Annotated in this window: 24 protein-coding genes; 21 read left to right on the forward strand and 3 right to left on the reverse strand. The window is 67.8% G+C overall.

Annotation, left to right across the window (positions count from 1 at the left end; genetic code table 11):
* The 10 genes from ACFWZ3_RS02325 (at nt 1) to recO (ending at nt 11605) form a co-directional block, all read left to right on the forward strand.
* Nucleotides 1-2541, forward strand: coding sequence for a putative bifunctional diguanylate cyclase/phosphodiesterase (locus ACFWZ3_RS02325; protein WP_439706165.1), 2541 nt, complete (start codon nt 1-3; stop codon nt 2539-2541).
* A gap of 259 nt (nt 2542-2800) precedes the next feature.
* Entirely contained in the window at nt 2801-3397 is a 597-nt protein-coding gene (rpoE, locus tag ACFWZ3_RS02330; RefSeq protein WP_439702122.1) for an RNA polymerase sigma factor RpoE, read from the forward strand.
* The gene (locus ACFWZ3_RS02335) at nt 3394-4038 is read left to right on the forward strand and encodes a sigma-E factor negative regulatory protein (RefSeq protein ID WP_439706166.1); all 645 of its coding nucleotides are present in this window, start codon (nt 3394-3396) and stop codon (nt 4036-4038) included. Before rpoE ends, ACFWZ3_RS02335 begins: the two co-directional genes overlap by 4 nt.
* A gap of 109 nt (nt 4039-4147) precedes the next feature.
* Nucleotides 4148-5632, forward strand: coding sequence for a DegQ family serine endoprotease (locus ACFWZ3_RS02340; protein ID WP_439706167.1), 1485 nt, complete (start codon nt 4148-4150; stop codon nt 5630-5632).
* A 196-nt stretch (nt 5633-5828) separates the two neighbouring features.
* The gene (gene lepA / locus ACFWZ3_RS02345; protein ID WP_439706168.1) at nt 5829-7619 is read left to right on the forward strand and encodes a translation elongation factor 4; all 1791 of its coding nucleotides are present in this window, start codon (nt 5829-5831) and stop codon (nt 7617-7619) included.
* A gap of 101 nt (nt 7620-7720) precedes the next feature.
* Nucleotides 7721-8638, forward strand: a complete 918-nt coding sequence (lepB, locus tag ACFWZ3_RS02350) for a signal peptidase I (protein WP_439706169.1) — start codon at nt 7721-7723, stop codon at nt 8636-8638.
* A gap of 103 nt (nt 8639-8741) precedes the next feature.
* Nucleotides 8742-9122, forward strand: a complete 381-nt coding sequence (locus tag ACFWZ3_RS02355; protein WP_439706170.1) for a DUF4845 domain-containing protein — start codon at nt 8742-8744, stop codon at nt 9120-9122.
* Nucleotides 9123-9128: 6 nt separating this feature from the next.
* Nucleotides 9129-9788, forward strand: coding sequence for a ribonuclease III (rnc, locus tag ACFWZ3_RS02360; protein WP_439706171.1), 660 nt, complete (start codon nt 9129-9131; stop codon nt 9786-9788).
* A 79-nt stretch (nt 9789-9867) separates the two neighbouring features.
* A complete protein-coding gene (gene era, locus ACFWZ3_RS02365; protein WP_439706172.1) occupies nt 9868-10797 on the forward strand; it encodes a GTPase Era in 930 nt (309 codons plus the stop codon).
* An 88-nt stretch (nt 10798-10885) separates the two neighbouring features.
* Entirely contained in the window at nt 10886-11605 is a 720-nt protein-coding gene (recO, locus tag ACFWZ3_RS02370) for a DNA repair protein RecO (protein WP_439706173.1), read from the forward strand.
* Between the two features lie 5 nt (nt 11606-11610).
* On the opposite strand, the gene ACFWZ3_RS02375 is transcribed toward recO, so the two are convergent.
* Together ACFWZ3_RS02375 and ACFWZ3_RS02380 are read right to left on the reverse strand one after the other, a co-directional pair.
* On the reverse strand, nt 11611-12063 hold the full coding sequence (locus ACFWZ3_RS02375) for a hypothetical protein (RefSeq protein ID WP_439706174.1): 453 nt from the start codon (nt 12061-12063) through the stop codon (nt 11611-11613).
* Nucleotides 12064-12107: 44 nt separating this feature from the next.
* Nucleotides 12108-12848, reverse strand: coding sequence for a response regulator (locus tag ACFWZ3_RS02380; RefSeq protein WP_439706175.1), 741 nt, complete (start codon nt 12846-12848; stop codon nt 12108-12110).
* A gap of 46 nt (nt 12849-12894) precedes the next feature.
* Here ACFWZ3_RS02380 and ACFWZ3_RS02385 point away from each other — a divergent pair, with 46 nt between their 5' ends.
* The 8 genes from ACFWZ3_RS02385 to ACFWZ3_RS02420 all read left to right on the forward strand — a co-directional run bounded on the left by ACFWZ3_RS02385 (nt 12895) and on the right by ACFWZ3_RS02420 (nt 20630).
* Nucleotides 12895-14916, forward strand: coding sequence for a hypothetical protein (locus ACFWZ3_RS02385; RefSeq protein ID WP_439706176.1), 2022 nt, complete (start codon nt 12895-12897; stop codon nt 14914-14916).
* Nucleotides 14917-14939: 23 nt separating this feature from the next.
* Nucleotides 14940-15536 (forward strand): YdbL family protein, encoded by a 597-nt coding sequence (locus ACFWZ3_RS02390; protein ID WP_439706177.1) that lies wholly within the window; start codon nt 14940-14942, stop codon nt 15534-15536.
* Nucleotides 15537-15610: 74 nt separating this feature from the next.
* The gene (rlmD, locus tag ACFWZ3_RS02395; protein WP_439706178.1) at nt 15611-16924 is read left to right on the forward strand and encodes a 23S rRNA (uracil(1939)-C(5))-methyltransferase RlmD; all 1314 of its coding nucleotides are present in this window, start codon (nt 15611-15613) and stop codon (nt 16922-16924) included.
* 372 nt (nt 16925-17296) lie between these two features.
* Complete coding sequence (locus tag ACFWZ3_RS02400) at nt 17297-17842, forward strand: CYTH domain-containing protein (protein ID WP_439706209.1); 546 nt, start codon at nt 17297-17299, stop codon at nt 17840-17842.
* The gene (gene nagZ, locus ACFWZ3_RS02405) at nt 17833-18849 is read left to right on the forward strand and encodes a beta-N-acetylhexosaminidase (protein ID WP_439706179.1); all 1017 of its coding nucleotides are present in this window, start codon (nt 17833-17835) and stop codon (nt 18847-18849) included. The genes ACFWZ3_RS02400 and nagZ overlap by 10 nt, the downstream gene beginning before the upstream one ends.
* Nucleotides 18846-19397: a hypoxanthine-guanine phosphoribosyltransferase gene (locus ACFWZ3_RS02410; protein ID WP_439706180.1), complete on the forward strand. Its 552-nt coding sequence runs from the start codon at nt 18846-18848 to the stop codon at nt 19395-19397. Before nagZ ends, ACFWZ3_RS02410 begins: the two co-directional genes overlap by 4 nt.
* A 113-nt stretch (nt 19398-19510) precedes the next feature.
* On the forward strand, nt 19511-20263 hold the full coding sequence (locus ACFWZ3_RS02415) for an S-methyl-5'-thioinosine phosphorylase (RefSeq protein ID WP_439706181.1): 753 nt from the start codon (nt 19511-19513) through the stop codon (nt 20261-20263).
* A gap of 160 nt (nt 20264-20423) precedes the next feature.
* Nucleotides 20424-20630, forward strand: a complete 207-nt coding sequence (locus ACFWZ3_RS02420) for a cold-shock protein (RefSeq protein WP_090053863.1) — start codon at nt 20424-20426, stop codon at nt 20628-20630.
* A gap of 175 nt (nt 20631-20805) precedes the next feature.
* On the opposite strand, the gene trxB is transcribed toward ACFWZ3_RS02420, so the two are convergent.
* Entirely contained in the window at nt 20806-21768 is a 963-nt protein-coding gene (trxB, locus tag ACFWZ3_RS02425) for a thioredoxin-disulfide reductase (RefSeq protein WP_439702105.1), read from the reverse strand.
* A 203-nt stretch (nt 21769-21971) separates the two neighbouring features.
* On the opposite strand from trxB, the gene ald reads away from it, so the two are divergent.
* From ald to lolA, 3 genes are all read left to right on the forward strand, one after another.
* On the forward strand, nt 21972-23036 hold the full coding sequence (gene ald / locus ACFWZ3_RS02430; RefSeq protein ID WP_439706182.1) for an alanine dehydrogenase: 1065 nt from the start codon (nt 21972-21974) through the stop codon (nt 23034-23036).
* A 207-nt stretch (nt 23037-23243) separates the two neighbouring features.
* A complete protein-coding gene (locus ACFWZ3_RS02435; RefSeq protein WP_439706183.1) occupies nt 23244-25568 on the forward strand; it encodes a DNA translocase FtsK in 2325 nt (774 codons plus the stop codon).
* Between the two features lie 207 nt (nt 25569-25775).
* Complete coding sequence (gene lolA / locus ACFWZ3_RS02440) at nt 25776-26438, forward strand: outer membrane lipoprotein chaperone LolA (protein WP_439706184.1); 663 nt, start codon at nt 25776-25778, stop codon at nt 26436-26438.
* The last annotated feature ends 6 nt before the right edge of the window (nt 26439-26444 follow it).

Below are 26444 nucleotides of genomic sequence, written 5' to 3' on the forward strand. Positions count from 1 at the left end.
GTGAACGCCGGCATCCTGGTGGTCGCTGCCCAGCGCGATTTGCGCCGGAACGTGTTCGACGCCCTCGATGGCGCCGGCCACCCGACCATCCACACGGCCCGCGGCGTGCCGCATGCCGAGTTGCTGCTGGACGGTCGAGCGCCACTCATGCTGGCGGTGGTGGCGTTCGACGGTGACGAGATCGATGCGCAGGCCACCTGCGAGCAGTTGCGTCGCATCCCGGCCTGCGCCGAGGCGCCCATGATCGCGGTGATCGCCGATGGCGCCACCGTCAAGCCCGGCCAGCTTCCAGCGGGCGTTTCCGACTGGCTGTATGCCTCGCAGGTGGAACTGGAGCTGGTCGCCCGCTGGCGCCGCACCCGGCCGCAGGCGGGCATGCCGGTACAGGCCGGTCCGGATCAATACCGCTTCGCGTTCGAGGAGGACGCGGGCGAATGGCTGATCGTCGAGCCGCAGACCGAGCGTGTGCTGGAAACCAGTTCGGCCGTGGTGCGGCACAGCCACCTCGAGGTCGAGCAGCTGGTGGGTAGGGGCCTGCGCGAGTTGCTGGCGTTCGAGGGCATTGCCATCGAACACGTGCTGCAGCAGGCCGATCGTCGCTGGTACGCGTGCCAGCGGCGCTCCAGCCGTGGCGCCGACACCGGCCAGGCCAGCGCGCGGCGGATCCGCTACGGCGAACAGGATGCGATCGCGCTGCTGTTCCGCAGCGACCGCGCCGACATTCGTGCCGAGGCCGCCCTGAGCCTGCTTTCGCGCATGTTCGCTTCGGCCAGCGGTATCGACACGCAGAAGGTCGCCGCCCGGCTGTTGGTCGACGAACTGGGCCTGGACTATCTCGCCCTGTGGTCGTCGCGGCCGGCCGAAGGAGCCTCCGGCCCCAACCTGTTGATCCAGCTGTGGCGCGGCGAGGACCAACCCTGGCCCGCGCCGGCCCAGCAGAACGTGCTGCGGCAGGTGCTGGACGGCAAGACGGTGCTGCACCCGACCGATGCGCGCAAGCTCGGTGCCAGCGATCCGTTGGTCGGGATGCTGGGCGTGTCCGGTTTCGCGGGCCTGCCGCTGTTCGACGAGCGGCGCTCGGTGCTGGGCGCCCTGCTGGTCGGCAGCCGTACGCCGTTCGGCGACATGGGCCTTGTCGAGCCGGTGCTGCGCTGCGCCGCGGCGCGCTTCGCGCATGCGCAGGAGCTGCGGCTGACCCGCGAGCAGGGCCGCGCCGAAGGCCTGATCGATGCGCTGACCGGCCTGCCCAACCGCCTGCTGTTCAACGACCGCCTGGACACCATCATCCGCGAGGCGCACCGCACCCGCGAAACCTTCGCCGTGCTGTTCGTCGACCTGGACCGCTTCAAGGACATCAACGACACGCTCGGCCACGCAGCCGGCGACCACGTGCTCAAGACGGTCACCCACCGCCTGTGCTCCAGCGTGCGCGCCTCCGACACCGTGGCCCGCTATGCCGGCGACGAGTTCGTGGTGGTGCTGCGCCACATCATCAAGAACGACGACGTGCTGCGCGTGGCCGAGAAGATCGTGCAGGTGATGGAGGCGCCGCTGAAGATCGCCGGCGAGGAAGCGCCGCTGAAGGTCACCGCCTCGATCGGCGTGAGCTTCTACCCCGACGACGCGCTCGACGCCGAAACCCTGCTCAAACACGCCGACGAGGCGATGTATGCGGCCAAGCGCCAGGGCCGCAACAACTTCCAGTTCTACGAGATCAGCCCCGAACAGGCGCAGCAGCACGACGTGCTGCTCAAGACCCGCCTGCGCCACGCCGAGGGCAACGGCGAACTGCGCGTGTTCTACCAGCCGCAGGTCGACGCCGAAAGCGAGGACATCGTCGGCATGGAGGCGCTGGTGCGCTGGGAGCACCCGGAACTGGGCCCGATCAGCCCCGGCGTGTTCATCCCGCTGGCCGAGGAGACCGGCCTGATCGTCTCGCTCGGCGCCTGGGTGCTGCGCACCGCCTGCCGCCAGGCGCATGAGTGGGAGGAGAAGTACGGCCTGCGCCTGCGCCTGGGTGTCAACCTCTCGGCCGTGCAGCTGATGGAGCCGGACCTGCTGGACACCGTGACCGCTGCGCTGGCCGAGTCGGGCCTGGACCCACGCCTGCTGGAGCTGGAGGTCACCGAGAGCATCAGCATCAAGGCGGTGCCCAATCTTGTGGAGAACCTGCACGGCCTGCACCGGCTCGGCTGCCGTATCGCCATCGACGATTTCGGCACGGGTGCCGCCTCGCTGGACTACCTGCGCAAGTTGCCGGCCGACCGCATCAAGATCGACCAGAGCTTCGTGCGCAACATCGGCATCGATCCGGACGACGAGGCGATCGTGCGCGCCACCATCGAGATGGCGCACCGCCTGAAGCGCGGCGTGGTGGCCGAGGGCGTGGAGATCGAGCAGCACCTGAAGTTCCTGCGCGCCAACCACTGCGACGAGCTGCAGGGCTACCTGTTCTGCCGTCCGCTGCCGCACCCCAGCTTCGACCGCCTGCTGGCCGAGCGCCAGCGCCTGCTGGCCGAGCCGCAGGCCAACGTGGCGTGAGTCCGTAGGGTGGGCTTCAGCCCACCTTCCTACGCCTTACCCAACGTGCTGGGCTGATGCCCACCCGACGACAGCTACCCTTGAACCTGGCGGTCCATGCCGCATCTCTGCTCGTGTGCCGTCGTCCGTCGACGGCTTTTTTTGGACTGGCCAGCCATCGTGACGCCCGTGTGAACTTGCGCTGCTGCCGCTTGTCTGAGGCCGGCGCGTTACCATCCGGCTGGCGCCACCCAAGCGGTTATCGAAGGAGACGGCCCGGATGGGCGAAAACGAACTGGATAGCGCCCTGGTCGAGCGTGTCCAAAACGGCGACCGGCGCGCCTTCGACCTGCTGGTGCGCAAGTACCAGCACAAGGTCATCGGCCTGATCTCCCGCTACGTCAACAACTACGCCGAGTGCGAGGACGTGGCGCAGGAAGCCTTCGTCCGCGCCTGGCGGGCGATCGGCTCGTTCCGCGGCGACAGCCAGTTCTATACCTGGATGTACAAGATCGCGGTCAACACGGCCAAGAACCATCTGGTCGCAATGGGGCGCCGCCCGCCCATGGACGACATCGCGGCCGAAGACGCGGTTTTCCTGACCGGCGCCGAGCGGATGCAGGAGGGCGCCACGCCCGAGCGCGAACTACTTAGGCAGGAAATTGAACAAACCGTCTTCGACACTGTCCAAGCGCTGCCAGAGGAGCTGCGGACCGCCATCACGCTGCGCGAGGTGGACGGCCTGAGCTATGAGGAAATCGCCGAGGCGATGGGCTGTCCCATCGGTACCGTGCGTTCGCGGATCTTCCGTGCGCGCGAAGCGATCGATCAGCAACTGCGGCCACTGCTCTCGGACCGCGAGGATCAACCGACATGACGCAAGACCAACGTGAACACCTTTCGGCCGGCATCGACGGCGAACTCGCCCGCGAGGAGTTGCGCTTCCTGCTGCGCCGCTTCGAGCACGACGCCGAACTGAGGCAGACCTGGACGCGCTACCACCTGGCGCGTGACGGGCTGCGCCGGGAGTTGCCGGCGTTCGCGTCGGCCGGGTTCGCGGCACGCGTCGAACAGGCGATCGCGCAGGAGTCCGACGCCAAGGCAGGGCGCCGCGCGCCGCACTGGCTGCGCTGGTCCGCCGGCGGTGCCATTGCCGCCAGCGTCGCCGTGGCCGCGCTGATGATCGCCCGGCCGGTGACGGACGAGGATCGTGCGTCCACGGGGCTGGCGCAGAGCACGCCGGCCGCCGGGCTCACGGTCCCGGCGGAACCGGCCGCGCCCGCCGCGGTACCGCCCTGGCTCAGCGGCGACACCGCCTCCCGCTACAGTCAACAGGCTGCTGCCACGCTCGGGGAAAGCTATGGTGCAGGGCTGATGCCCTACGCGCGCAGCCTGTCGCCCTATCGCGTGCAGCCGGTGCGTGTGCCCAGCGACGAACCGGGCTACTACCTGTTGATCGATCCGCAGCGGGCAGCCACCGCCCGCTATCCGCGCCAGGCGACTGCCGGCGCCCAGTGACCTGCTTCCGCGTGTCCCCGCCGCGGTCGTCTTCCCCCTAGCCATCGGCCGGCCCGCCTCGCGGGCCTGCACGGTTGCGCCCCTGTTTTCGCCTGAAGGAGGAGAACCCATGAACCGAATTCCCCTGTGTACCCTGGCTTGCTGCGTGCTGATGGGCCTGGTGACGGCCGGTTGCGCCCAGGCCGAACCGCCGGCTGCCCAGGCCAACGCGCCGGCAGCCAAGAGTGCGCCCGCGCCGGCGATGGCCAGCCTGCCGGACTTCACCGGCATCGTGAAGAAGAACGCACCCGCCGTGGTGCACGTGGAGGCCAAGTACAACGGCCAGCGCCGCGAGCCGCGCACGCAGGCGGGCATGCGGGACGATCCGCAGATGGAACTGTTCCGTCGCTTCTTCGGCATGCCGATGATGCCTTCGCCGGAGGAGCAGGAGCACACCTCGCTCGGCTCGGGTTTCATCATCTCCAGCGACGGCTACATCCTGACCAACAACCACGTGGTCGACGGCGCCGATACCGTCACCGTTCGCCTGCAGGACCGGCGCACCCTTACCGCCAAGGTGGTCGGCACCGACCCGAGCTACGACATCGCGTTGCTCAAGGTGGACCAGAGCGGCCTGCCGGCGGTATCGATCGGCGAATCGCGTTCGCTCGAGCCGGGCCAGTGGGTGCTGGCGATCGGCTCGCCGTTCGGCCTGGACTACACGGTGACGCAGGGCATCGTCAGTGCCGTCGGTCGCAACCTGGGAAGCGGCGATCAGCCCTATACCTCCTTCATCCAGACCGACGTGCCGATCAACCGCGGTAATTCCGGCGGCCCGCTGTTCAACCTGCAGGGCCAGGTCGTCGGCATCAACTCGCAGATCTATTCCAACACCGGCGGCTACCTGGGCGTGTCGTTCTCGATTCCGATCGACGTCGCCATGAGCGCCGTGCAGCAGATCAAGGACCACGGCTACGTCACCCGCGGCCAGCTCGGCGTGCAGGTGCGCGGCGTAGACAGCCAGATCGCCAAGGCGCTCAACATGGACAACCCGCGCGGCGCCATCGTGGGTGTGGTGCAGGACGGTAGCGCCGCCGAAAAGGCAGGCATCCAGGTCGGTGACATCATCACCGGCTACAACGGCCAGCCCATCATGGACGCCGGCGACCTGCCGCCGGTGGTCGGCATGACCAAGCCGGGCACCAAGGTGCCGGTGGAGATCCTGCGCAATGGCAAGAAGCAGACCGTTCAGGTGACGGTAGGCGAAGCGCCGCACGACAAGGCCGGCGCCAGCGGCGGCGACCACTCGCCGGTGCAGTCCGGTTCGGCGGCGCTGGGGCTGAGCGTGCGCGAGCTGGACGAGGATGCCCGCCAGCAGCTGGACCTGAAGAAGGGCGAAGGCGTGCTGATCGCCGACATCACCGGCCCGGTCGCGGCGCGCGCCGGCCTGCAGCCGGGGGATGTGGTCCTTCGCGTGGGCCAGCAGAACGTCGGCAGCGTCTCGGCCTTCCGCGCGGCGACCAAGGACGTCAAACCGGGCGATACGGTGCTGCTTCTGGTGCGCCGTGGTGATGACACCCGCTTCATCGCCCTGACCGTGCCTTCAGACAAGTAGACCCGCGCCTGACCTGTAGGAGCCCGCTTGCGGGCGATGCTTTGCCCGATGACGGACAAAGCATCGCTCCAGGCGGGCTCCTGCACAGGCAAGCTTGGTGGGCGCTGTCCGTTTCCATGCGACAATACCGGGTTCGTATCGCCATCCCGGCGGTCCGCGGCCTTTGCAGGCCGCGAAAGCCCTACCAGCGTATTCCATGGAACTGATCCGCAACTTCTCCATCATTGCCCACATCGACCACGGCAAGTCGACGCTCGCCGACCGCATCATCCAGCTCTGCGGCGGCCTGAGCGAACGCGAGATGGAAGCGCAGGTGCTCGACAACAACCCGATCGAGCGCGAGCGCGGCATCACGATCAAGGCTCAGTCCGTGTCGCTGCCCTACACCGCGCGCGACGGCAAGACGTACCAGCTCAACTTCATCGATACGCCCGGGCACGTCGACTTCTCGTACGAGGTGTCGCGCTCGCTGGCCGCCTGCGAGGGCGCGCTGCTGGTGGTCGACGCGGCCCAGGGCGTGGAAGCGCAGTCGGTGGCCAACTGCTACACCGCAGTGGAGCAGGGGCTCGAAGTCGTGCCGGTGCTCAACAAGATCGACCTGCCCACGGCCGACCCGGACAAGGTCAAGGGCGAGATCGAGGCGGTGATCGGCATCGACGCGGAGGAGGCGGTGGCGATCAGCGCCAAGACCGGCCAGAACGTCACCGAAGTGCTGGAGGCCATCGTTGCGCGCATCCCTCCGCCCAAGCCGCGCGATACCGACCGCCTGCAGGCGCTGATCATCGACTCCTGGTTCGACAACTACCTCGGCGTCATCTCGCTGGTGCGCGTGATGCAGGGCGAGATCAAGCCCGGCGACAAGCTGCTGGTGATGTCCACCGGCCGCGTGCACGAGGTCGACGACGTCGGCGTGTTCACGCCCAAGCGCAAGAAGCTGGAGAAGCTCGGTGCCGGCGAGGTGGGCTGGATCAACGCCTCGATCAAGGACGTGCACGGCGCGCCGGTCGGCGACACGCTGACCCTGGCCGCCAAGCCGGCGGAGAAGCCGCTGCCGGGTTTCCAGACCATGCAGCCGCGCGTGTTCGCCGGCCTGTTTCCGGTTTCCGCCGACGACTATCCGGCGATGCGCGAGGCGCTGGACAAGCTGCGCCTGAACGATGCGGCGCTGTTCTTCGAGCCCGAATCGTCCGAGGCGATGGGTTTCGGCTTCCGCTGCGGCTTCCTCGGCATGCTGCACATGGAAATCGTGCAGGAACGCCTGGAGCGCGAGTACGACCTCGACCTCATTACCACCGCCCCGACGGTGGTCTACGAGGTGCTCAAGACCGACGGCACCGTGATGGATCTGGACAACCCGGCGAAACTGCCGCCGGTGCCGCAGATCGACGAGATCCGCGAGCCCATCATTGTCGCGAACATCCTTACGCCGCCGGACTACATCGGCAACATCATCACCCTGTGCGAGGAAAAGCGCGGCGTGCAGCGCTCCATCCAGTACATGGCCACGCAGGTCCAGATCAGCTACGAGATGCCGCTGGCCGAGGTCGTGCTGGATTTCTTCGACCGCCTGAAGTCGGTCTCGCGCGGCTACGCCTCGATGGACTACCACCACGAGCGCTTCGAAGCCGGCCCGTTCGTGCGCGTGGATGTGTTGATCAACGGCGACCGCGTGGATGCGCTCAGCCTGATCGTGCACCGCAGCCATGCCGACCGCCGCGGCCGTGACCTGGTCGAGCGCATGAAGGACCTGATTCCGCGCCAGCAATTCGACGTGGCGATCCAGGCGGCCATCGGCGCGCAGATCATCGCCCGCTCCACGGTCAAGGCGCTGCGCAAGAACGTGCTGGCCAAGTGCTACGGCGGCGACGTCAGCCGCAAGAAGAAGCTTCTGGAGAAGCAGAAGGAAGGCAAGAAGCGCATGAAGCAAGTCGGCCGCGTGGAAATTCCGCAGGAGGCCTTCCTTGCCGTTCTGAAAGTGGATAAATAGTCAGGCCGGAATGTGGCCTTCGGGATTCGGGATTCGAAGAGCGGACTTGCGCTGCGAATCCCGAATCCCGAAGTCCGATTCCCGGCTCAAAGGGAGCCACCATGGAATTCGATTTCTCCGCCATCCTGCTTGCCCTTACCGTGCTTTTCGGCGTGGTGTGGGGGCTGGACCGGCTGTTTCTGTACAACAAGCGCAAGGCGCGCCTGGACGCGGTCGGCGAGGAGTACCGCGATCCGGTGCCGGTGGACTGGGCGCGCTCGTTGTTTCCGGTGGTGCTGGTGGTGCTGGTGCTGCGGTCGTTCGTGGCAGAGCCGTTCCGCATCCCGTCCGGTTCGATGATGCCGACGCTCGACGTGGGCGATTTCATCCTGGTCAACAAGTTCGCCTACGGCCTGCGCATGCCGGCCTTCAACAACAAGTTCCTCGACCTGGGTGAGCCCAAGCGCGGCGACGTGGTGGTATTCCGCTTTCCCGGCTACCTGTGCCAGGACGAGAACGGCCAGTGGGTGCGCAGCGGCGACATAAGCTGCTCCGACCCGCATGCCGCGGTGCCGAACCAGAACTGGATCAAGCGTGTGATCGGCCTGCCGGGCGACACGATCGAGTCTCACGGCGACCAGTTGCTGATCAATGGCACGCCGGTGCCTGCCGACCTGACCGGGCCGTTCCAGGGCCGTCCCAACGGCGACGAATCGCGGCTGATGCGCGACTACGGCGCTACGGTCTGGACCGAGCACCTGCCGCGTTCGGAGGGCAAGGGGAGCATCGATCACATGATCGCCCGCATGCCGGCGTATTCGGTGCCGCTGTCGATCCCCAACGACAAGGTGCCCGCCAAGGTGCCGCCCGGCTGCTATATCGTCATGGGCGACAACCGGTACAACAGCACCGACAGCCGTTGGTGGGGCTGCCTGCCGGAACAGAACCTGGCCGGCAAGGCCTTCCTGATCTGGCTGAGCTGGAAGGGCACCCACGACGGCTGGATCGATTTCGGGCGTATTGGCAAGATCATCCACTGACGCAGGACGTGACGGGCGCCACTGGCGGCGCCCGTGACCCAGGGCCAGGGCGGCGCGCAGAATAAAGACGAAATAGCCGCTGCAGCGGCATAGCGAGGGGACTATGAAGAGCAAGCAAGCGGGTATCACCCTGATCGGGTTTCTAGTCGTTCTGGCCGTCGTGGCCTTCTTCGGCTACATGGCAATGAAGCTGGTGCCGGCGTACAGCGAATACATGGGCGTGGTCAAAGCGATGAATCAGGTCTCGACCGAGGGCGCCGACGGCAAATCGCTGGACGAGATCCGCCGCGACCTGATGTTCAAGCTGGGCTTCCAGTACGTGGATGACGCCACCATCCAGCCGCGGGACATCACCATCGACCGCTCCAACGGCAACCAGCTGCACGTGGCCTATGACAAGCAGGTTCCATTCGTCTACAACATCGACTTCCTGCTGCACTTCGAAAAGAGCGTGCCGCTGCAGGGCAATGTGCCCTCGATCTGACCGCCCGTGAAGTTGGACTACCGTTTCCAGGATCCCGCGCTCGCCGAGCTCGCGTTGACCCATCGCAGTGCGGGCCGGCCGAACAACGAGCGCATGGAGTTTCTCGGCGATGCGTTGCTCGGCGCGGTGGTCGGGGAAATGCTTTTCGACGCGCACCCCCGCGCCAGCGAAGGCGAGCTTTCGCGGCTGCGCGCGCAGTTGGTCAATGGCCAGGCGCTGGCAGTGGTGGCGCGCGAACTGGAGCTGGGCGACGGGCTCAAGCTGGGGTCGGGGGAGCTCAAGAGCGGCGGCTTTCGCCGTGACTCGATCCTGGCCGATGCGTTCGAGGCCCTGGTCGCAGCGGTGTATCTCGACGGCGGATTCGACGCCTGTCGCGATACCGTCCGTGGGCTATTTGCCCAACGCGTCGCCGATTTGCCCAGATCCTCCAAGGACGCCAAGACCCGCCTGCAGGAATGGTTGCAGGCGCGGGGTCTGCCGTTGCCGGTCTATGAACTGGCCGGCAGCCATGGCGAAGACCACGCCAAGGTCTTTGAAGTGACCTGCAATATCGCCGAGCCGGCGCCGTTGTGCGCCGCCGCAAGCGGCCCCAGCCGTCGGGCTGCCGAACAGGACGCAGCCGAGATCGTGCTCGGCCAGCTGACCGAGCCGCTGCCGCCCGCCTGAACCCCATTTTCCCCGTCGCTGGCGCCGTTGGCGCGGCGGCGCCATGCTTTGCACCCTGTCCGCCGGAACACCTTCTGCCATGAACGACGAACCCGAAACCGCCGGCGAGCTGCCGCACGAGAACTATCGCTGTGGTGCGGTGGCCCTGGTCGGTCGCCCGAACGTGGGTAAATCGACCCTGCTCAACGCCCTGATCGGTTTTCGCCTGTCGATCGTCAGCCCGCGTCCACAAACGACCAGGCACCGCATCCTGGGCATTGCCACCAGCGAGGCGGGGCAAGTGATGTACGTGGACACGCCCGGCCTGCACCGGGGCGCCAAGCGCGCCATGAACCGCAGTCTCAACCGCGCGGCCCGCACCGCGATGGCCGAGGTGGATCTGGCCGTGCAGCTGATCGAGGCCGGTCGCTGGACCGACGAGGACGAGGCGCTGTACGCCGCGCTGGTCGAGCAGAACGTGCCGCGCCTGCTGGCCATCAACAAGGTCGACCTGGCCAAGGACAAGGGCGCGCTGCTGCCCTTCGTCGCGGAGCTGACCGCCAACCACCAGTTCGAGGACATCCATTACGTCAGTGCCCTCAAGCAGAAGGGGCTGAAGGAGCTGGAGCGCGCGATCCTCGAGCGCCTGCCGGTACGCCCGCCGGTGTTCGGCGAGGACGAGATCACCGATCGCAGCGAGCGCTTCCTTGCGGCCGAGATGGTGCGCGAGCAGCTCATGCTCCGCCTCGACCAGGAACTGCCCTATGCCACCACGGTGGAAATCGAGCAGTTCAACGACCGCGAGGACGGTATTGCCGAAATCCACGCGGTGATCTGGGTGGAGCGCGACGGCCAGAAGGCCATCGTGATCGGGCAGGGTGGCGCCCAGCTCAAGGCCATCGGCAGTGCCGCGCGCCGCCACATGGAGCGGCTGTTCGAGCGCAAGGTGTTCCTCAAGCTGTGGGTCAAGGTGCGCGAGGGTTGGGTCGACGACGAGGCGATGCTCAAGAAGCTGGGCTATACCGATTGAATGTCCCGAGCCGGACATCAAGCATCGGCAATCTCGGTTAGCCGCCTGGCGATTCCGGTTTTCCCATTCCCGATCCCGGCTCTAGACCATGCTCCTCGACCAGCAGCCCGCCTACGTCCTGCATGCGAGGCCCTACCGGGAGACCTCGCTGCTGCTCGAATGCCTCACCCGCGACCACGGCCGCCTGGGCGTGGTCGCGCGCGGCGTGCGGCGCGAACGGGCGCGGGTGCAGCGTGCGCAGCTCGAACCGTTCCAGCCGTTGGCGCTGGACCTGCTGCTGCGTGGTGAACTGGCCACCCTGCGCGCGGCCGAACCGGCCAGCACACCGCTCAGGCTGACCGGCGACGCGGGCCTGGCCGGGCTCTACCTCAATGAACTGGTGGTGCGCCTGACCGGTCGCCAGGATCCGCTACCCGAGCTGTTCGAGGCCTACGCGCGCACCCTGCCGCGCCTGGCCGGGCCTGGCGCGCTGGCCTGGCAACTGCGGCGCTTCGAACGCGACCTGCTCGCGGCGATCGGCTATGCGCTGCAGCTGGATACCGAGGCCGACAGCGGCGAACCGGTGGCACCGGAAGGCTGGTATCGCTACCAGGTCGAACATGGCCCGGTGGCCTGCCCACCCGATGCGCCGCGGGGGATCCGCGGGGCGGACCTGCTGGCGCTCACCACCGACCAATGTCCCGACGCCACGGGGCTGGCGGCGCTGCGTCGTCTCATGCGCGAGGTCATCCGCTTCCACCTCGGTGGTGGCGAGCTGCACGCATGGCGCGTGCTGGCCGCGGCCATGTCACGGCGGCAATCGGGCTGAGCCATTCACCCGGCACGAGGGCTCGACCCGAGCCTGTCGCGAAGGCGTGTCGGTCTGGACGAAGGCCGCAGCACGTACGCCAGCAGGGACGCCGCGGCGGCGATTGCGCCGATCGCGGGAAAGCGCCAGTCAACCGCGCTCCAGCCGAACTGGAACAGCCTTCCCCATTGCATCCAGGACGCCGAAATCGCGCCGGTGAGCACGACAAGCGTTGCCCGAGGAAGCGTGGTCCGGTGGGAACACAGCGCGCCGGCCACCGCACCGGTCAGGGCGAACGGAACTGCTTGCAGGATGTAGCCCAGGGGCAGGGACAGCGCGAAGGCGAGCAGTGTCCCGAGCACGATGCGCGGCGCTGATGCGTTCGGAAATGCGAGGACGGCGGAAAACGCGAGTGTTCCCACCGCCGGACCGACGGCAGCAAACAGCAGCACAGGATGAAGTAGGGTTCTCAGCCTCACGCGGGATCCTGTTTCCAGTGGCCTGACGACGCGTTGCGTTGCGCTCAGCGCTCCAGCACCGCCAGAGTCGCGGCGAGGGCTTGCCGGAATCGCTCCTGGGCCCCGTCGCCTACGGAGCCATCGACCTCCACCTGTCGCTGCAGATGGGTCGCCTGCAACGCCAGCGCGGCGGCACCGCAGAAGCCGCAGGCCGAACGCAGCCGGTGCAGCCGGTCGATCAGGCGTGACGGTTCACGGCAGAAGAGGTCCAATTCCTGCAGAAGCGTCGCCAGCTCCTCGCGCAGCAGGCCGCGCAGCGCCTGCATCGTGCCTGCATCGCCGCTGCTGACCAGCCCGGCGGCATCGTCCAGCAGCGGCGTGTGGCGGCCGCTGTTGCGGGCGAGCGTGACCAGCGGGCGCAGCGCGTCCAGTTCGCAGGGCTTGAGCAGCACGTCGCTGAAGCCGGCGGCCAGCAATTGTTGGCGATCCTCGGTCGAAACTTCGGCGCTGGTCGCCACCGCCGGCGCGTCGGCCGAACGCGCAGTGGCGTCGGCGCGCAGGGCCGCCAGCACGTCGCGCGCGCCGGCGCCGGGCATGCGGCAGTCCAGCAGCAGCAGGTCGAAGGTTTCGATGGCGGCGCGCGCCAGCGCCAGCTGGCCGTCGGCGCATTCGTGCACCTGTGCACCCAGGGCGCGCAGTCCGTCGCCGAGGAAACGGCGGCTGGCCGGGTCGTCGTCGGCCACCAGCACATAGGGCAGGGGAAGGCTGGAGGGCGGTGGCTGGCGCAGAAAGGCGGCTGTGCTCATTGACGAAATCCATGTCGTTCAGCTGGCTTTGGCAGAATGATGGCACATGCTCGCTTTCTCCCGCCGCCTGTTGCTATGCCTGGGCCTGCTCCTCGTCGCCGCGTGGACGGGGCCCGCCCGCGCGGATGTCGAACTGACCGCCAAGGTGGTCGCGGTGCCCGGCGTGCGGCTGCAACAGGTGAGCCTGCACATCGGCGAGGACGGCAACGGCGGGCTGGCGCTCAAGCTCCACGCCGCACGCGCCGACGTCGCGGCGATGGGTTGGCGCCGCGTCGGGCTGGACCTGGAAGGCGTACTGTCGCGCGACCTGCAGATGCGCTGGTTGCTGGACGGCACCGTCGCCCTGCGCGGCGCACCGGGCGGGGCACTGGGCAATTCCGACGTGCACCTGGTGATCGACCAGCGCGCCAACACGCTGCAGGCGGATGTCACCCAGGCCGCGGCGGCCGCCAGCGCCTGGGTTCCGCTCGACCAGACCACCCACGCGCAGATCACCCTGAAGAACCTCCCCGCCCAATGGCTGGCCGGATTGCTCGGCACGGTCTGGTCTGGCCGGCCCACGGGCGGGCGACTGGATGCCGAGCTGGCGCTGGACGTGCACGACAACGGCATCCAGTCGTCGGGTGAATTCAGCCTGGACGGCGTGGGTTTCGACAGCCCCAGCGGGACGCTGGCCGGGCAAGGCGTCGACGCCAATGGCCGCCTCGGCATCGACACCCAGGGCGGCCCCGCTCGGTTCACGGTGGATGCCACGCTGCACGGTGGCGAGCTGTTGCTCGGACCGATCTACGCGAAGCTCCCCAGCCACCCTGTGCAGCTCAACGTGGCCGCGGTCGGCCAGGGCGGCGCGCTGGCGATCAACCGCTTGCGCGTCAACGATACCGATGCGCTGCAACTGGATGGCGCGCTCGCCTTCGATGCCAAGGGCAACCTCGACAAGTTGCGCCTGGAGCGCTTCCAGGCGCGATTCCCCGCCGCCTACGAACGTTACGGCGCCGCCTGGCTGGATACGCTGGGCCTGCACGATGTGCGCATCACTGGCGCCCTGAGCGGCAACCTGGACCTGCGCGACGAAGGACCGCGCGGCTTCGCCTTCACCGCCGACCATCTCGGCCTGGCGACCGCCGACGGCCGGCTGGCGATCGACGACCTCAACGGCGGGTTGGACTGGTCCGCGGAAGCGGATCGACCCACCACCAGCCTCGGTTGGCGTGCTCTGCGCCTGTATCGCCTGCCATTCGGACCGGCCAGGGCACAGTGGCGTAGCCAGGGCGGCACGCTCGGATTGACCCAGCCACTGGCGGTCGCCCTGCTCGGCGGCACGGTGCGCATGAGCCAGCTCGACTGGCGCCCCGCCGCAGCCAGGGGCCAGCGGCTGGAAACCTCGCTGGCCGTCACCGGCGTGGATATGGCCGCCTTCAGCAAGACGATGGGCTGGCCGCAGTTTCCCGGCACGCTCGGCGGTGCGATCCCGTCGCTGCGCTGGGTGGACGACACGGTGGAGTTGTCCGGCGGCCTGTCGGTCAACGTCTTCAACGGCTTCGTGGACATCACCCAGCTCGCGCTGACGCAGCCGTTCGGGCCCAGCCCGGTGCTGGCGGCGGACATCGGCTTGCGCCAGCTGGACCTGGGCTCGATCACCAGCGTGTTCGACTTCGGCAGCATCACCGGCCCACTGCACGGCAGCATCGCCAACCTTCGCCTGGTCGACTGGCAACCGGTCGCGTTCGAGGCGCATCTGCTTGCCGATGAAGGCGGCCGGATCAGCCAGCGTGCGGTCAACAACCTCACCTCGGTCGGTGGCGGCGGCATCGCCGCCGGCCTGCAAGGCGCGGTGCTCAAGCTCTTCAAGACCTTCGGCTACGCGCGTATCGGCCTCAACTGCACGCTGGTCGGCACGGTCTGCCACATGAGCGGGCTGGAGAATAGCGGGGACGGTTACACTATCGTCGAGGGCAGCGGTTTGCCGCACCTCCAGGTCATCGGCCACCAGCACGAGGTCGACTGGCCCACCCTGGTGAGCCGGCTGAAGGCGGCCACCGAAGGCGGCGGCCCGCAGGTCCGCTGACACACACCCTCAGGAGCCCATCCATGCGCAAGCTCGTCTACGCCCTGCTGACCACCGTGATGGTCGCCCTGGTCGGTTGCGTCACGATCAACGTGTACTTTCCCGAGGCCGCCGCGCAGAAGGCCGCCGATCGCTTCATCGGTACGGTGATCGACCAAGGCAGCGCGCCGGCGCAGGACGCCAAGCCCGCGCCGCAGACCCAGGAGCCGACGCGCCCCTCGGCCATGCTTCTCGACCTGCTGGTGCCGGCCGCGTATGCCGACACGCCCGACATCCGTGTGCAGACGCCGGCCACCGAGGCGATCCGCGGTCGCATGCAGGCGCGCTTCCAGAACACCTTGCAGGCGCTGCTCGACTCCGGCGCGGTGGGCTTTACCAAGGACGGGCTGGTGGCCGTGCACGATGCCGGCAAGATCCCGCTCAGCAAGCGCGCGCAGGCCACCGCCGCCGTGGCGGACGAGAACAGCGACCGCAATGCGCTGTATCGGGAGATTGCCCGCGCCAACGGCCACCCCGAGTGGGAGCCGCAGATCCGTGCCACCTTCGCCAAGGGCTGGATCGAGCGCGCCCACGCCGGCTGGTATTATCAGGACGCTTCGGGCGCCTGGAAGCGCAAGTAAGCCGCGCCCTCCGTTCCCCTGTTTGACCGCTGCGCCCGGGTCGCCGATCCGGGCGCAGGCGTTTTACGAGTGCCATGAAAGAATTCGAAGCCACCATTACCGACCTGGCCCATGACGGCCGCGGCGTCGCCCGCATCGACGGCAAGACCGTGTTCGTCAGCGGTGCACTGCTGGGCGAGCAGGTTCGCCTAGGGATACGCAAGCGCCACCGCAACTTCGACGAAGCCGAGACGCTCGAAGTGCTCGAGCGCTCGCCGCATCGCGTCGAGCCGCAGTGCGCGCACTTCGGCCAATGCGGCGGCTGTTCCTTGCAGCACCTGGACGCGCCGGCCCAGATCCAGGCCAAGCAGCGCGTGCTGTCGGACAACTTCGCGCGGATCGGCAAGGTCGAACCCAAGCGCTGGCTTGAGCCGCTCACCGACGCACCCTGGGGCTATCGCCGCAAGGGCCGCCTGTCGGTGCGCGCGGTGGCCAAGAAGGGACGCGTGCTGGTCGGGTTCCGCGAGGAGTCCAACCCGCGCTTCGTGGCCGACATCAGCCATTGCGAGGTGGCGCACCCGGCCATCGGCAGTCGGATCGGCTTGCTGGCCGAGCTGATCGGGGGCCTGGACGCGGCCAACGACATTCCGCAGATCGAGTTCGCCGCCGGCGACGACACCGTCGCCCTGGTGTTCCGGCACCTCAAGCCGCTGAGTGAACGGGACAGCCAGGCGCTGGTCGCCTTCGGCAAGGCGCACGGTCTGGCGATCTACCTGCAACCGGGCGGCGTCAGCAGCGTGCACCCGCTGTGGCCCGAGCAGCCGCGGCTGACCTTCCGGCTGCCGGCCGGCGAGGGCGTGGCCGATGTGGAGCTGGAGTTCCAGCCCCTGGATTTCGTGCAGGTCAATGCCGGCATGAACCGGCGCATGCTGGCGCGGACGATGGAGCTGCTCGATCCGCAACCGACCGACCGCGTGCTCGATCTGTTCTGCGGCCTGGGCAACTTCACCCTGCCGATCGCGCGGCGCGTGGCCGAGGTCGCCGGGGTCGAGGGCGAGCACGGGCTGGTCGAGCGAGCCGCCGCCAACGCCGCGCGCAACGGCATCGCCAACGCGACGTTCCATGTCGCCAACCTGTTCGAGGACCAGCGCGGCAGCGCCTGGGCCCGCGCCGGGTGGGACAAGATCCTGCTCGACCCGCCGCGGGCTGGCGCCGAGCAGGTGCTGGAGTACCTGCCGCGCAAGGGCACCGACCGCATCGTCTACGTCTCCTGCCACCCGGCCTCGCTGGCCCGCGATGCCGGCCTGCTGGTGCATCGCCACGGCTTCGAGCTCACGGCTGCCGGCGTGATGGACATGTTTCCCCACACCGCGCACGTGGAGTCGATCGCGCTGTTCGAGCGACGCTAGGCGGTACCGGGCTTCTCTCGCGGACGAGGGACGCGAGGGCCTCGCGACAAAGCGGGCATTCCGATCGAAAGCGCGCCAGCGGCATGTCGGCACCTTCCCACCGCGATCGCGGTGGAAAGGCTCGGGACCGCCTCGTCGAGCCCCAAGAACCTTCCCCCGTTTACGGGGGAAGGTGCCCGCAGGGCGGATGGGGGAGACCTTGCGGCAGACCACCAAGGCATTCGGCCTGGAATGCAGTCCCATCCGCCTGCCGCCTCTCCCCGCGTTCGTAGACAAGGGCTCGTCAACGGAACGCTCCGGAAGGGCGCAGTTCTCGCCATCACGCCCCCCAGCGCCTATCCTTGACGATCCGCCTTGCGCTTGCCGCTTCCGATGGCCACCGAGATCGAACGCAAATTCCTGTTGGCTGGCGACACCTGGCGCCAGTCGATCGTGCGCAGCGAGCAGATCGCCCAGGGCTACCTGGTCGGCGCGCAGGCGCTGCACGAGGGCCACGCGCGTGCCTCGGTGCGCGTGCGTCGCGCAGGCGAACGGGCGTGGCTGAACATCAAGAGCGCCACGCTCGGCATCGAACGCGCCGAGTTCGAATACCCGATACCGCTGGAGGACGCACAGTCGATGCTGGGCTCGCTTTGCGACGGCGTGCTCGAGAAGGTGCGTCACCACGTCGAGGTCGACGGAACGCTGTTCGAGATCGACGAGTTCTTGGGCGACAACGCCGGCCTGGTAGTCGCCGAAGTGGAGCTTCCCACCGCCGATGCCGGGTTTCCGCGCCCGGCCTGGCTGGGCCGCGAGGTCAGCGCGCTGGCGCGCTACTACAACGTCAACCTGATCGCTCACCCGTTCGCGCGCTGGACCGAGGCCGAGCGCGCCGCGGCCGACGGCGAACAGACCGCAGGAGAGCAGGCATGCTGCTGATCGGCCTGGCCGGGCTGGAACTCGAACCGCGCGAGCGCGACTGGCTGGTCGCGCCGGGCGTGGCGGGGGTCATCCTGTTCGCGCGCAATTACGCCAACCGCGAGCAGCTGATACGCCTTGCCGAATCCATTCGCGAGGTCGGTGGCGAGCATCTGCTGGTCGCGGTTGACCAGGAAGGCGGTCCGGTACAGCGCTTCCGCGAAGGTTTCACCCGCTTGCCGGCACTGTCGAGGATCGGCGCGACCTATGCGCACGATCCGGACGATGCCGTGCGCCTGGCCGAGGAGCACGCCTGGGTCATGTCCAGCGAACTGCGCGCCTGCGGGGTGGATTTCAGCTTCGCTCCGGTGGTGGACCTGGCGCGCGGCAGCGCCGCGATCGGCCCGCGCGCGTTCCACGCCGACCCGGCCATCGCCGGCGAGCTGGCCCAGGCCTACGTGCGCGGCATGCACCTGGGCGGCATGGCGGCGGTGCTCAAGCATTTCCCCGGCCACGGTTCGGTGGCTGCCGATACACACAAGGCACAGGCGATCGATCCGCGCTCGCTGGAAGCCATCCGCGATGCCGACCTGCGCCCGTTCGCCGAAGCCATCGAGGCGCATGCCGAGGCGGTAATGATGGCGCACGTGATCTACCCGGAAGTCGACGACCGTCCGGCCGGCTTCTCGCCCGTATGGATCGAGGGCGTCCTGCGTGGCGAACTGGGCTTCGCCGGCGTCGTCATCAGCGACGACATCAGTATGGCCGCAGCGGGCGCCGCCGGTGGCGTCGGCGCACGGGTGAAGGCCCACCTGGCCGCCGGCTGCGACCTGGTGCTGGCCTGCTTCCCCGAGGTGGTGGATGAGGCGATCGCCGCATTGCCGCTCTTGGCCGACGACGCCATGGAGCGCCTCGCACCGATGCGTGGCGCCATCGGCGCGACCTGGGATGGCCTCCTGGACAATCCGCAGCGCGACCGCTTCATCGCACGCGTTACCGCGCTGCACGAACCCGAAGGAAACGCATGACCACTCCGCTTCCCCCGCTGGCGCAGGCGCTGGCCAACGCCGAGGTGCTGTTCGAGCGCGACGAACTGGAAACCGTGATCGCCGACCTCGGCCGGCGCATCGACGCCACCCTCGACGGCGAGCGCGCCGTGTTCCTGACCGTGATGAACGGCGCGCTGATGTTCGCCGGCCAACTCGCGTTGTCGATCCGCACCGACCTGGAGTTCGACTACGTGCACGCCACCCGCTACCGCGGCGCCACCGCCGGCAGCGACCTGTGCTGGCTGCGCGAACCGCAGGCGGCGCTGGCCGGTCGTACCGTGCTGCTGGTCGACGACATCCTCGACGAGGGCCACACGCTCAAGGCCGTGCGCGACGACTGCATGAAGCGCGGCGCCAGGCGCGTGCTGATCGCCAGCCTCTGCCGCAAGCTGCATGACCGTTGCGTGGCAGGCATCGCCCCGGACTTCAACGGCGTGGAGCTGCCGGACCGCTACGTGTTCGGCTACGGCATGGATTACTACGAGCAGGGCCGCAACTTGCCGGCCATCTATGCGTTGCGGTCGTAGGGTGGGCTTCAGCTCACCGACATTCCGCCGCAGCGTGCGGATGGTGGGCTGAAGCCCACCCTACGGCGCTTCCCGCGCTCCCGTTTCCTCTCTTCCGTTTGCGGGTTTCATCTATGGCAGAGTCCTCCCTTATCGACCTGGCCGTCATCGGCGGCAGCGGCCTGTACCAGTTTCCGGGCCTGGAGAACGTCAGCCGGCGCGCGCTGGAAACCCCTTACGGCCCGGCCTCGGGTGAGGTGGTGCTGGGCGACTTCGCCGGCAAGCGGCTGGCCTTCCTGGCGCGCCACGGCGAAAGCCACACGCTGGCGCCGCACCGGGTCAACTACCGCGCCAACTTGTGGGCGCTGCACGCGCTGGGTGCCCGACGGGTGATCGGCGTCAACGCCGTAGGCGGCATCCGGGCCGACATGGGCCCGCGCACGCTGGTGGTGCCTGACCAGCTGATCGACTATACCCATGGCCGGGCCACCAGCTTCTGCGACGTCGAGGGCGCCGAGGTCAAGCACATCGACTTCAGCGAGCCCTATACCGCCTCGCTGCGGCAGGCGTTGCTGGATGCGGCGGGCAGGGCGGGCATAGCGGTGATCGACGGCGGCTGTTACGGCGCCACCCAGGGGCCGCGGCTGGAAACCCGCGCCGAGATCGCCCGCATGAAGCGTGACGGCTGCGACCTGGTCGGCATGACCGGCATGCCGGAGGCGGCCCTGGCGCGCGAACTGGAGCTCCAATACGCCTGCCTGTCGCTCGTGGCGAACTTCGCCGCCGGCTGCGGGGACGAGGCGGAAATCAGTATCGAGGAGATTTTTGCCCACCTGGCGGCCGCCACAGCGCAGGTTCCGGTATTGCTCAAGGCAATGCTGTCCTAATCAGCTAATGGCTTTATCGCACGAAAGTTAATCCCGCATATTGCGCTTTACCAGTAAACATGCTGATACTTTTGCCCGTGCCAGGGGCGGCTGACCAAGGGGAAACGGCGGTCCAGCTCAAATACCTTGGTGCATCCAGTCCTAGTCAGAGGTTCACGCAATGCGTTTCGGTACGGTCAAGTGGTTCAACGATGCCAAGGGCTTTGGCTTCATCGCGCCTGAGGACGGTGGGGAGGATGTGTTCGTCCATTTCTCGGCCATCAATTCCAAGGGTTTCCGCAGCCTTCAGGAAGGCCAGCGCGTGAAGTTCGAAGTCACCCAGGGCCCGAAGGGCGCCCAGGCTTCGGGCGTGGAAGTGGCGGCCTGATCGCACTCCTCGCGTCTTGATGAAAGAAAAGCCCCATGCTCGCGCATGGGGCTTTTTTATGGCCCGTCTGTAGGAGCGCACCCTGTGCGCGACCATGGGGCTACGGGCGGTCGCGCACAGGGGGCGCTCCTACAGGGGGCGTCGCCGGTTTCGCCCCCTCGCGGCTGGGCCGAACTCAGCCGATCAGGTGCTGCTGGTCGAGCCAGCGCTCGGCGTCCAGCGCGGCCATGCAGCCGAAACCGGCCGAGGTGATCGCCTGGCGATACACGTGGTCGGCCACGTCACCGGCGGCGAATACGCCCGGCACCGAGGTCGCCGTCGCCATGCCGCTGGTACCGCTGCGGATCTTGATATACCCGTCGTGCATTTCCAGCTGGCCTTCGAAAATGCCGGTATTGGGCGTATGGCCGATGGCGACGAAGAAGCCGGTCGCCTCGATATCGCGTGTGGCGCCCGAATTGACATCCTTCACCCGCACGCCGGTCACGCCGGACTGGTCGCCCAATACTTCGTCGATGGTGCTGTTCCAGACCAGTTCGACCTTGCCGGCGGCGGCCTTCTCGAACAGCTTGTCCTGCATGATCTTCTCGGCGCGAAGCTTGTCGCGGCGATGCACCAGGGTGACCTTGCGGGCGATGTTGGCGAGATAGAGCGCTTCTTCCACCGCGGTATTGCCGCCGCCGACCACCACCACGTCCTGCTCGCGGAAGAAGAAGCCGTCGCAGGTGGCACAGGCGGACACGCCGCGCCCCTTGAACTTCTCCTCGCTGGCGATTCCCAGGTACTTGGCGGTGGCGCCGGTGGCGATGATCAGCGCGTCGGCCGTGTATTCGCCCGAATCGCCCTTGAGGCGGAACGGACGCTGGTTGAGATCCACGACGTGGATGTGGTCGAAGATCATCTCGGTGTGGAAGCGCTCGGCGTGCTCGGCCATGCGCTGCATCAGCGCGGGGCCCTGCAGGCCCTCGACGTCGCCCGGCCAGTTGTCCACTTCCGTAGTCGTCATGAGCTGGCCGCCCTGCTGCAGGCCGGTGATCAGCGTCGGCTTGAGGTTGGCGCGCGCGGCATACACCGCTGCGGTGTAGCCGGCGGGGCCCGAGCCGAGGATCAGCAGGCGGCTGTGTTTGGGGGTGCTCATCGTTATAATCCTTGGGTTTGCAGACGGCTTTGATCGTTATTTGCCTTGACCGGGCGCGACATGGATGCTGCCGCGCCGCAGAGTCGGCGCTTGGAACCCGCAAGGATGGGGAAGGGCGACGAGCGATTCAAGCTTCCGCTTCCCGGTTTCCCACACTGTCGACGCGTTTGCGCCGGCCCAACCCCACAGGATTGCTAACTGCCATGCGTATCGGTATTCCTTCCGAAACCAAGACCCTCGAAGGGCGCGTCGCCCTCGTCCCCGCTGCTGCCGCCGACCTGGTCCGCCGCGGCCACGAGGTGTTCATCCAGGCCGGCGCCGGCGAGAAGAGCGGCTTCTCCGACGAGGCCTACACCAAGGAAGGCATCACCGTCGTTCCCGACGCCGCCGCGCTGTACGAGAAGGGCGAGCTGATCGTCAAGGTCAAGGAGCCGATCGCCGGCGACCTGGCCCTGCTGAAGAAGCACCACCTGCTGTTCTGCTACCTGCACCTGGCCGCCGAGCCGGCGCTGACCAAGTCGCTGCTCGACATCGGCCTGACCGGCGTGGCGTTCGAGTCGGTCGAAGAGAACGGCGGCCTGCCGCTGCTGCTGCCGATGTCGGTGATCGCCGGCCGCATCGCCACGCAAATCGGTACGACCCTGCTTCATCGCCCGCAGGGCGGCAAGGGCAAGCTGCTGGGCGGCATGGCCTCCACGCCGCGCGGCAAGGTGGTCGTGCTGGGCGCCGGCGCCGCCGGTGGCAACGCTGCCGCGCTGGCCGCCGCCGCGGGTGCCAACGTGGTGGTGTTCGACAAGCGCCAGGACCGCCTGGCCGAAATGATGGCGATGGGCCCGAACGTGACCGCGCTGTACGCCTACGAATCCACCGTGGCGCAGGAAGTGCGCGATGCCGACCTGGTCGTCGGCGCCGTGCTGATCCCCAGCGCCAAGGCGCCGCGCGTGGTCACCGAGGACATGGTCAAGACCATGGAGAAGGGCTCGGTGTTGGTCGACATCTCGATCGACCAGGGCGGCTGCTTCGAGACCTCCAGGCCGACCACCTGGAAGGAGCCGACCTACGACGTGCACGGCGTGACGCACTTCTGCGTGACCAACATGCCGGGCGCCGTGCCGCAGACCTCCTCGCTGGCGATCTCCGCCGCGATCCTGCCGTACGTGCAGCGCCTTGCTGCCGGCAACCAGTGGCGCGAGCACGCCCCGCTGGCCGGTGGTATCAACGTCGACGGCGGCAAGCTGGTCCATCCGGCCCTGCAGGGCATGGTCTGAGTCCTGGTTCTGCTCTCCCTTCCCCCGGCGCAGCCGGGGGAAGGGGTTGGGGAGGCCTCTGGCTTTGGCAGACTAAGGCCCACCCCACGTTTCCATGGACGGTAAGCGCAGCTCTCCAAAACCTGCGCCTTTCGAGAAAAATCAAGCTTCTACCCCCTCCTTGCCCTGTGTAGACTTGGTGCGAAGTCTCGAGGGGAATCCACTCCGGTGGCGCGAAGCGCAGCAAACGTAAAGAAAGCACCCGAATCCACCGGCCTGAGCGAAGAAGCCAAGCGCCGCCTGCGCGAAGCCGGCGCGTTGCTGCTGTTGCCGCTGGCCGTCTACCTGTTGGTCTGCCTGGCCAGCTACAACGATCAGGACCCGAGCTGGGGCCACGTCGGTTCCATCGAGCACGCGCGCAACCTGGGTGGCTCCGTCGGCGCCAACATCGCCAACCTGCTGCGCTACATCTTCGGCTGGGTTTCCTATTGCTTTCCGCTGTTGCTCCTGCTGCTGGGCGTGCAGGTGCTGCGCCAGCGCGGCGAAAACGCCGAGCACCCGTGGGAATCCTCGCTGCGGCTGATCGGTTTCGTGTTCTTCTTCATCACCGCGCCGGCGCTGATGTATCTCAACTTCAGCGAAGCCGTGCTGCCCCAGGGCACCGGTGGCATCATCGGGCAGTGGGTCGGGCACGGATTGCTGCAGGCGTTCGGCGAGAAGGGCGCGCCGCTGCTGCTGCTGGCGCTGTTCCTGATCGCGGTGACGCTGGCCACCGGCTTGTCCTGGTTCAAGGTGATGGACTGGACCGGGCAGGGCACGCTGGTCGCCTTCGGCTGGCTGCGCGGCAAGCTCAAGCAGGCGCCGGACGTGGCCAAGGCGCAGCAGGCGCGCGCCGAGCGCGAAGTGGTCAAGAAAGCCGAGGCCGTGAAGCAGGCCAAGCGCGAGCCGGTCCGCATCGAGACGCCCCCCGCGCCGGTAGCAAAAAGCGAGCGCGCAAAGCTCGAAACGCAGATTCCGCTGTTCGTCGGCGCCTCGCAGCCCGGGGAACTGCCGCCGCTGTCGCTGCTCGACGAGGCGCCGGAGCAGGGCCCGGGCTACTCGGAAGAGACGCTCGAAGTGCTCTCGCGCCAAGTCGAGCTCAAGCTCAAGGACTTCCGCATCGAGGCCAAGGTGGTCGGCGTCTATCCCGGCCCCGTCATCACCCGCTTCGAGCTGGAGCCGGCCGCCGGCGTGCGCGGCTCGCAGGTCTCCAGCCTGGACAAGGACATCGCCCGCGGCCTGTCGGTGGTGAGCGTGCGCGTGGTCGATGTGATCCCGGGCAAGAACGTGATCGGCCTGGAAATCCCCAATACCCGCAAGCAGATCGTGTATCTGTCCGAGATCCTGCGCTCGGACAAGTACGACCAGATGAAATCGCCGCTGGCGCTGGCGCTGGGCAAGGACATCGGCGGCAAGCCGGTGGTCACGGACCTCGCCAAGATGCCGCACTTGCTGGTGGCCGGCACCACCGGTTCGGGCAAGTCCGTCGCGGTCAACGCGATGGTGCTCTCGCTGCTCTACAAGGCGAGCCCGAAAGACGTGCGCATGATCATGATCGATCCGAAGATGCTGGAGCTCTCGGTCTACGAGGGCATCCCGCATCTGCTGGCACCGGTCGTGACCGACATGAAGGAAGCGGCCAATGCGCTGCGCTGGTGCGTGGCCGAGATGGAGCGCCGCTACAAGCTGATGGCCGCGGTGGGCGTGCGCAACCTGGGCGGCTTCAACAAGAAGGTCAAGGACGCGGAGGCGGCCGGCCAGCCGCTGCTCGACCCGCTGTTCCGTCCCAATCCCGAGATGCCCAACCTGGCGGCCGAGCCGCTGGAGCCGCTGCCCTACATCGTCATCATCATCGACGAATTCGCCGACATGATGATGATCGTCGGCAAGAAGGTGGAGGAGCTGATCGCCCGCCTGGCGCAGAAGGCGCGCGCCGCGGGCGTGCACCTGGTGCTGGCCACGCAGCGCCCGTCGGTGGACGTGATCACCGGCCTGATCAAGGCGAACATCCCGACCCGCATCGCGTTCCAGGTGTCCAGCAAGATCGACTCGCGCACGATCCTCGACCAGTCCGGCGCCGAAGCGCTGCTCGGCCACGGCGACATGCTCTACCTGCCGCCCGGCACCGCCACGCCCGAGCGCGTCCATGGCGCGTTCGTGGACGACCACGAAGTGCATGGCGTGGTCGCCTGGCTCAAGGCCCAAGGCGCGCCGCAATACATCGAGGGCGTGCTGGAAGAGGTGCAGGCTACTTCCGACGGCAAGTTCATCAACGACTCGGGCCTGCCGCAGGACGGCGAAGAAGGTGGCGACGCCGATGCGCAGCTGTACGACAAGGCGGTCGCCGTGGTCACCCAGACCCGCCGCGCCTCGATCTCCGGCGTGCAGCGCCACCTGCGCATCGGCTACAACCGCGCCGCGCGGCTGATCGAGCAGATGGAGCAGGACGGCGTGGTCAGCGCGCCACAGCACAACGGCAACCGCGAAGTGCTCGCACCGCCCCCTCCGAAGTAGTCGCTTACCCGCGCCACCATTCCCTGTAGGAACGCCCTTGGGCGCGACCGCCATGCATGAACCACCGCGGTCGCGCCCGAAGGCGCTCCTACAAGGTGTCGTTTATGTCGCGGCCATGCGTCCGCCCCACGACCTACAATCCGCTTGTGTCGCGATTAAGCCGCAGCGACCGAAACTTTCCCGCACGTTCCCAGGAACAGGGCTTCCATGAACCGTCTCGCCACCATCTTCCTTGCCACGCTCGCGCTTTCCCTTGCGAGCCTGGCCCACGCTGCCACCGGCCCCGCGCGCCAGCGCCTGGACGCCTTCGCCACCAACCTGCATTCGCTCAAGGGCCATTTCACCCAGACCCTCACCGATGCCAGCGGGCAGGGCGCCAAGACCAGTTCGGGCACGCTCGCGTTGCAGGCGCCGCGCCAGTTCCGCTGGGACACGCTCGAGCCGTACAAGCAGACCATCGTCGCCGACGGCAGCCGCGTATGGCTGTACGACCCGGAGCTGGAGCAGGTCACCGTGCGCGTGCAGAGCACGGAAGAGGCGCACAGCCCGCTCACCGTCATCACCGATCTGAAGCAGCTCGACAAGGACTTCGCCGTCACCGAACGCGGCGAGCGCGATGGCCTCACCTGGCTGCGCCTGAGCTCCAGGGCCAAGGACCCCCAGTTCGACTACGCCGACCTGGGCTTCGACGCGCAAGGCCTCAAGCGCATGATGTTCCGCGACCAGCTCGGCGCGGTCACCGACATCCGCTTCTCCGACTGGCAGCGCAACGTCGACCTGCCGCCCTCGACCTTCAACTTCACCCCGCCGCCGGGCGCCGACGTGATCGGCGATCTCCCGGTGATGACCACCCACCCGCTGAAGGACTGATCCGGC

The sequence above is a fragment of the Frateuria sp. GZRR35 genome, assembly GCF_051900415.1.
In the GTDB taxonomy this organism is placed as follows: Bacteria; Pseudomonadota; Gammaproteobacteria; order Xanthomonadales; family Rhodanobacteraceae; genus Frateuria_A.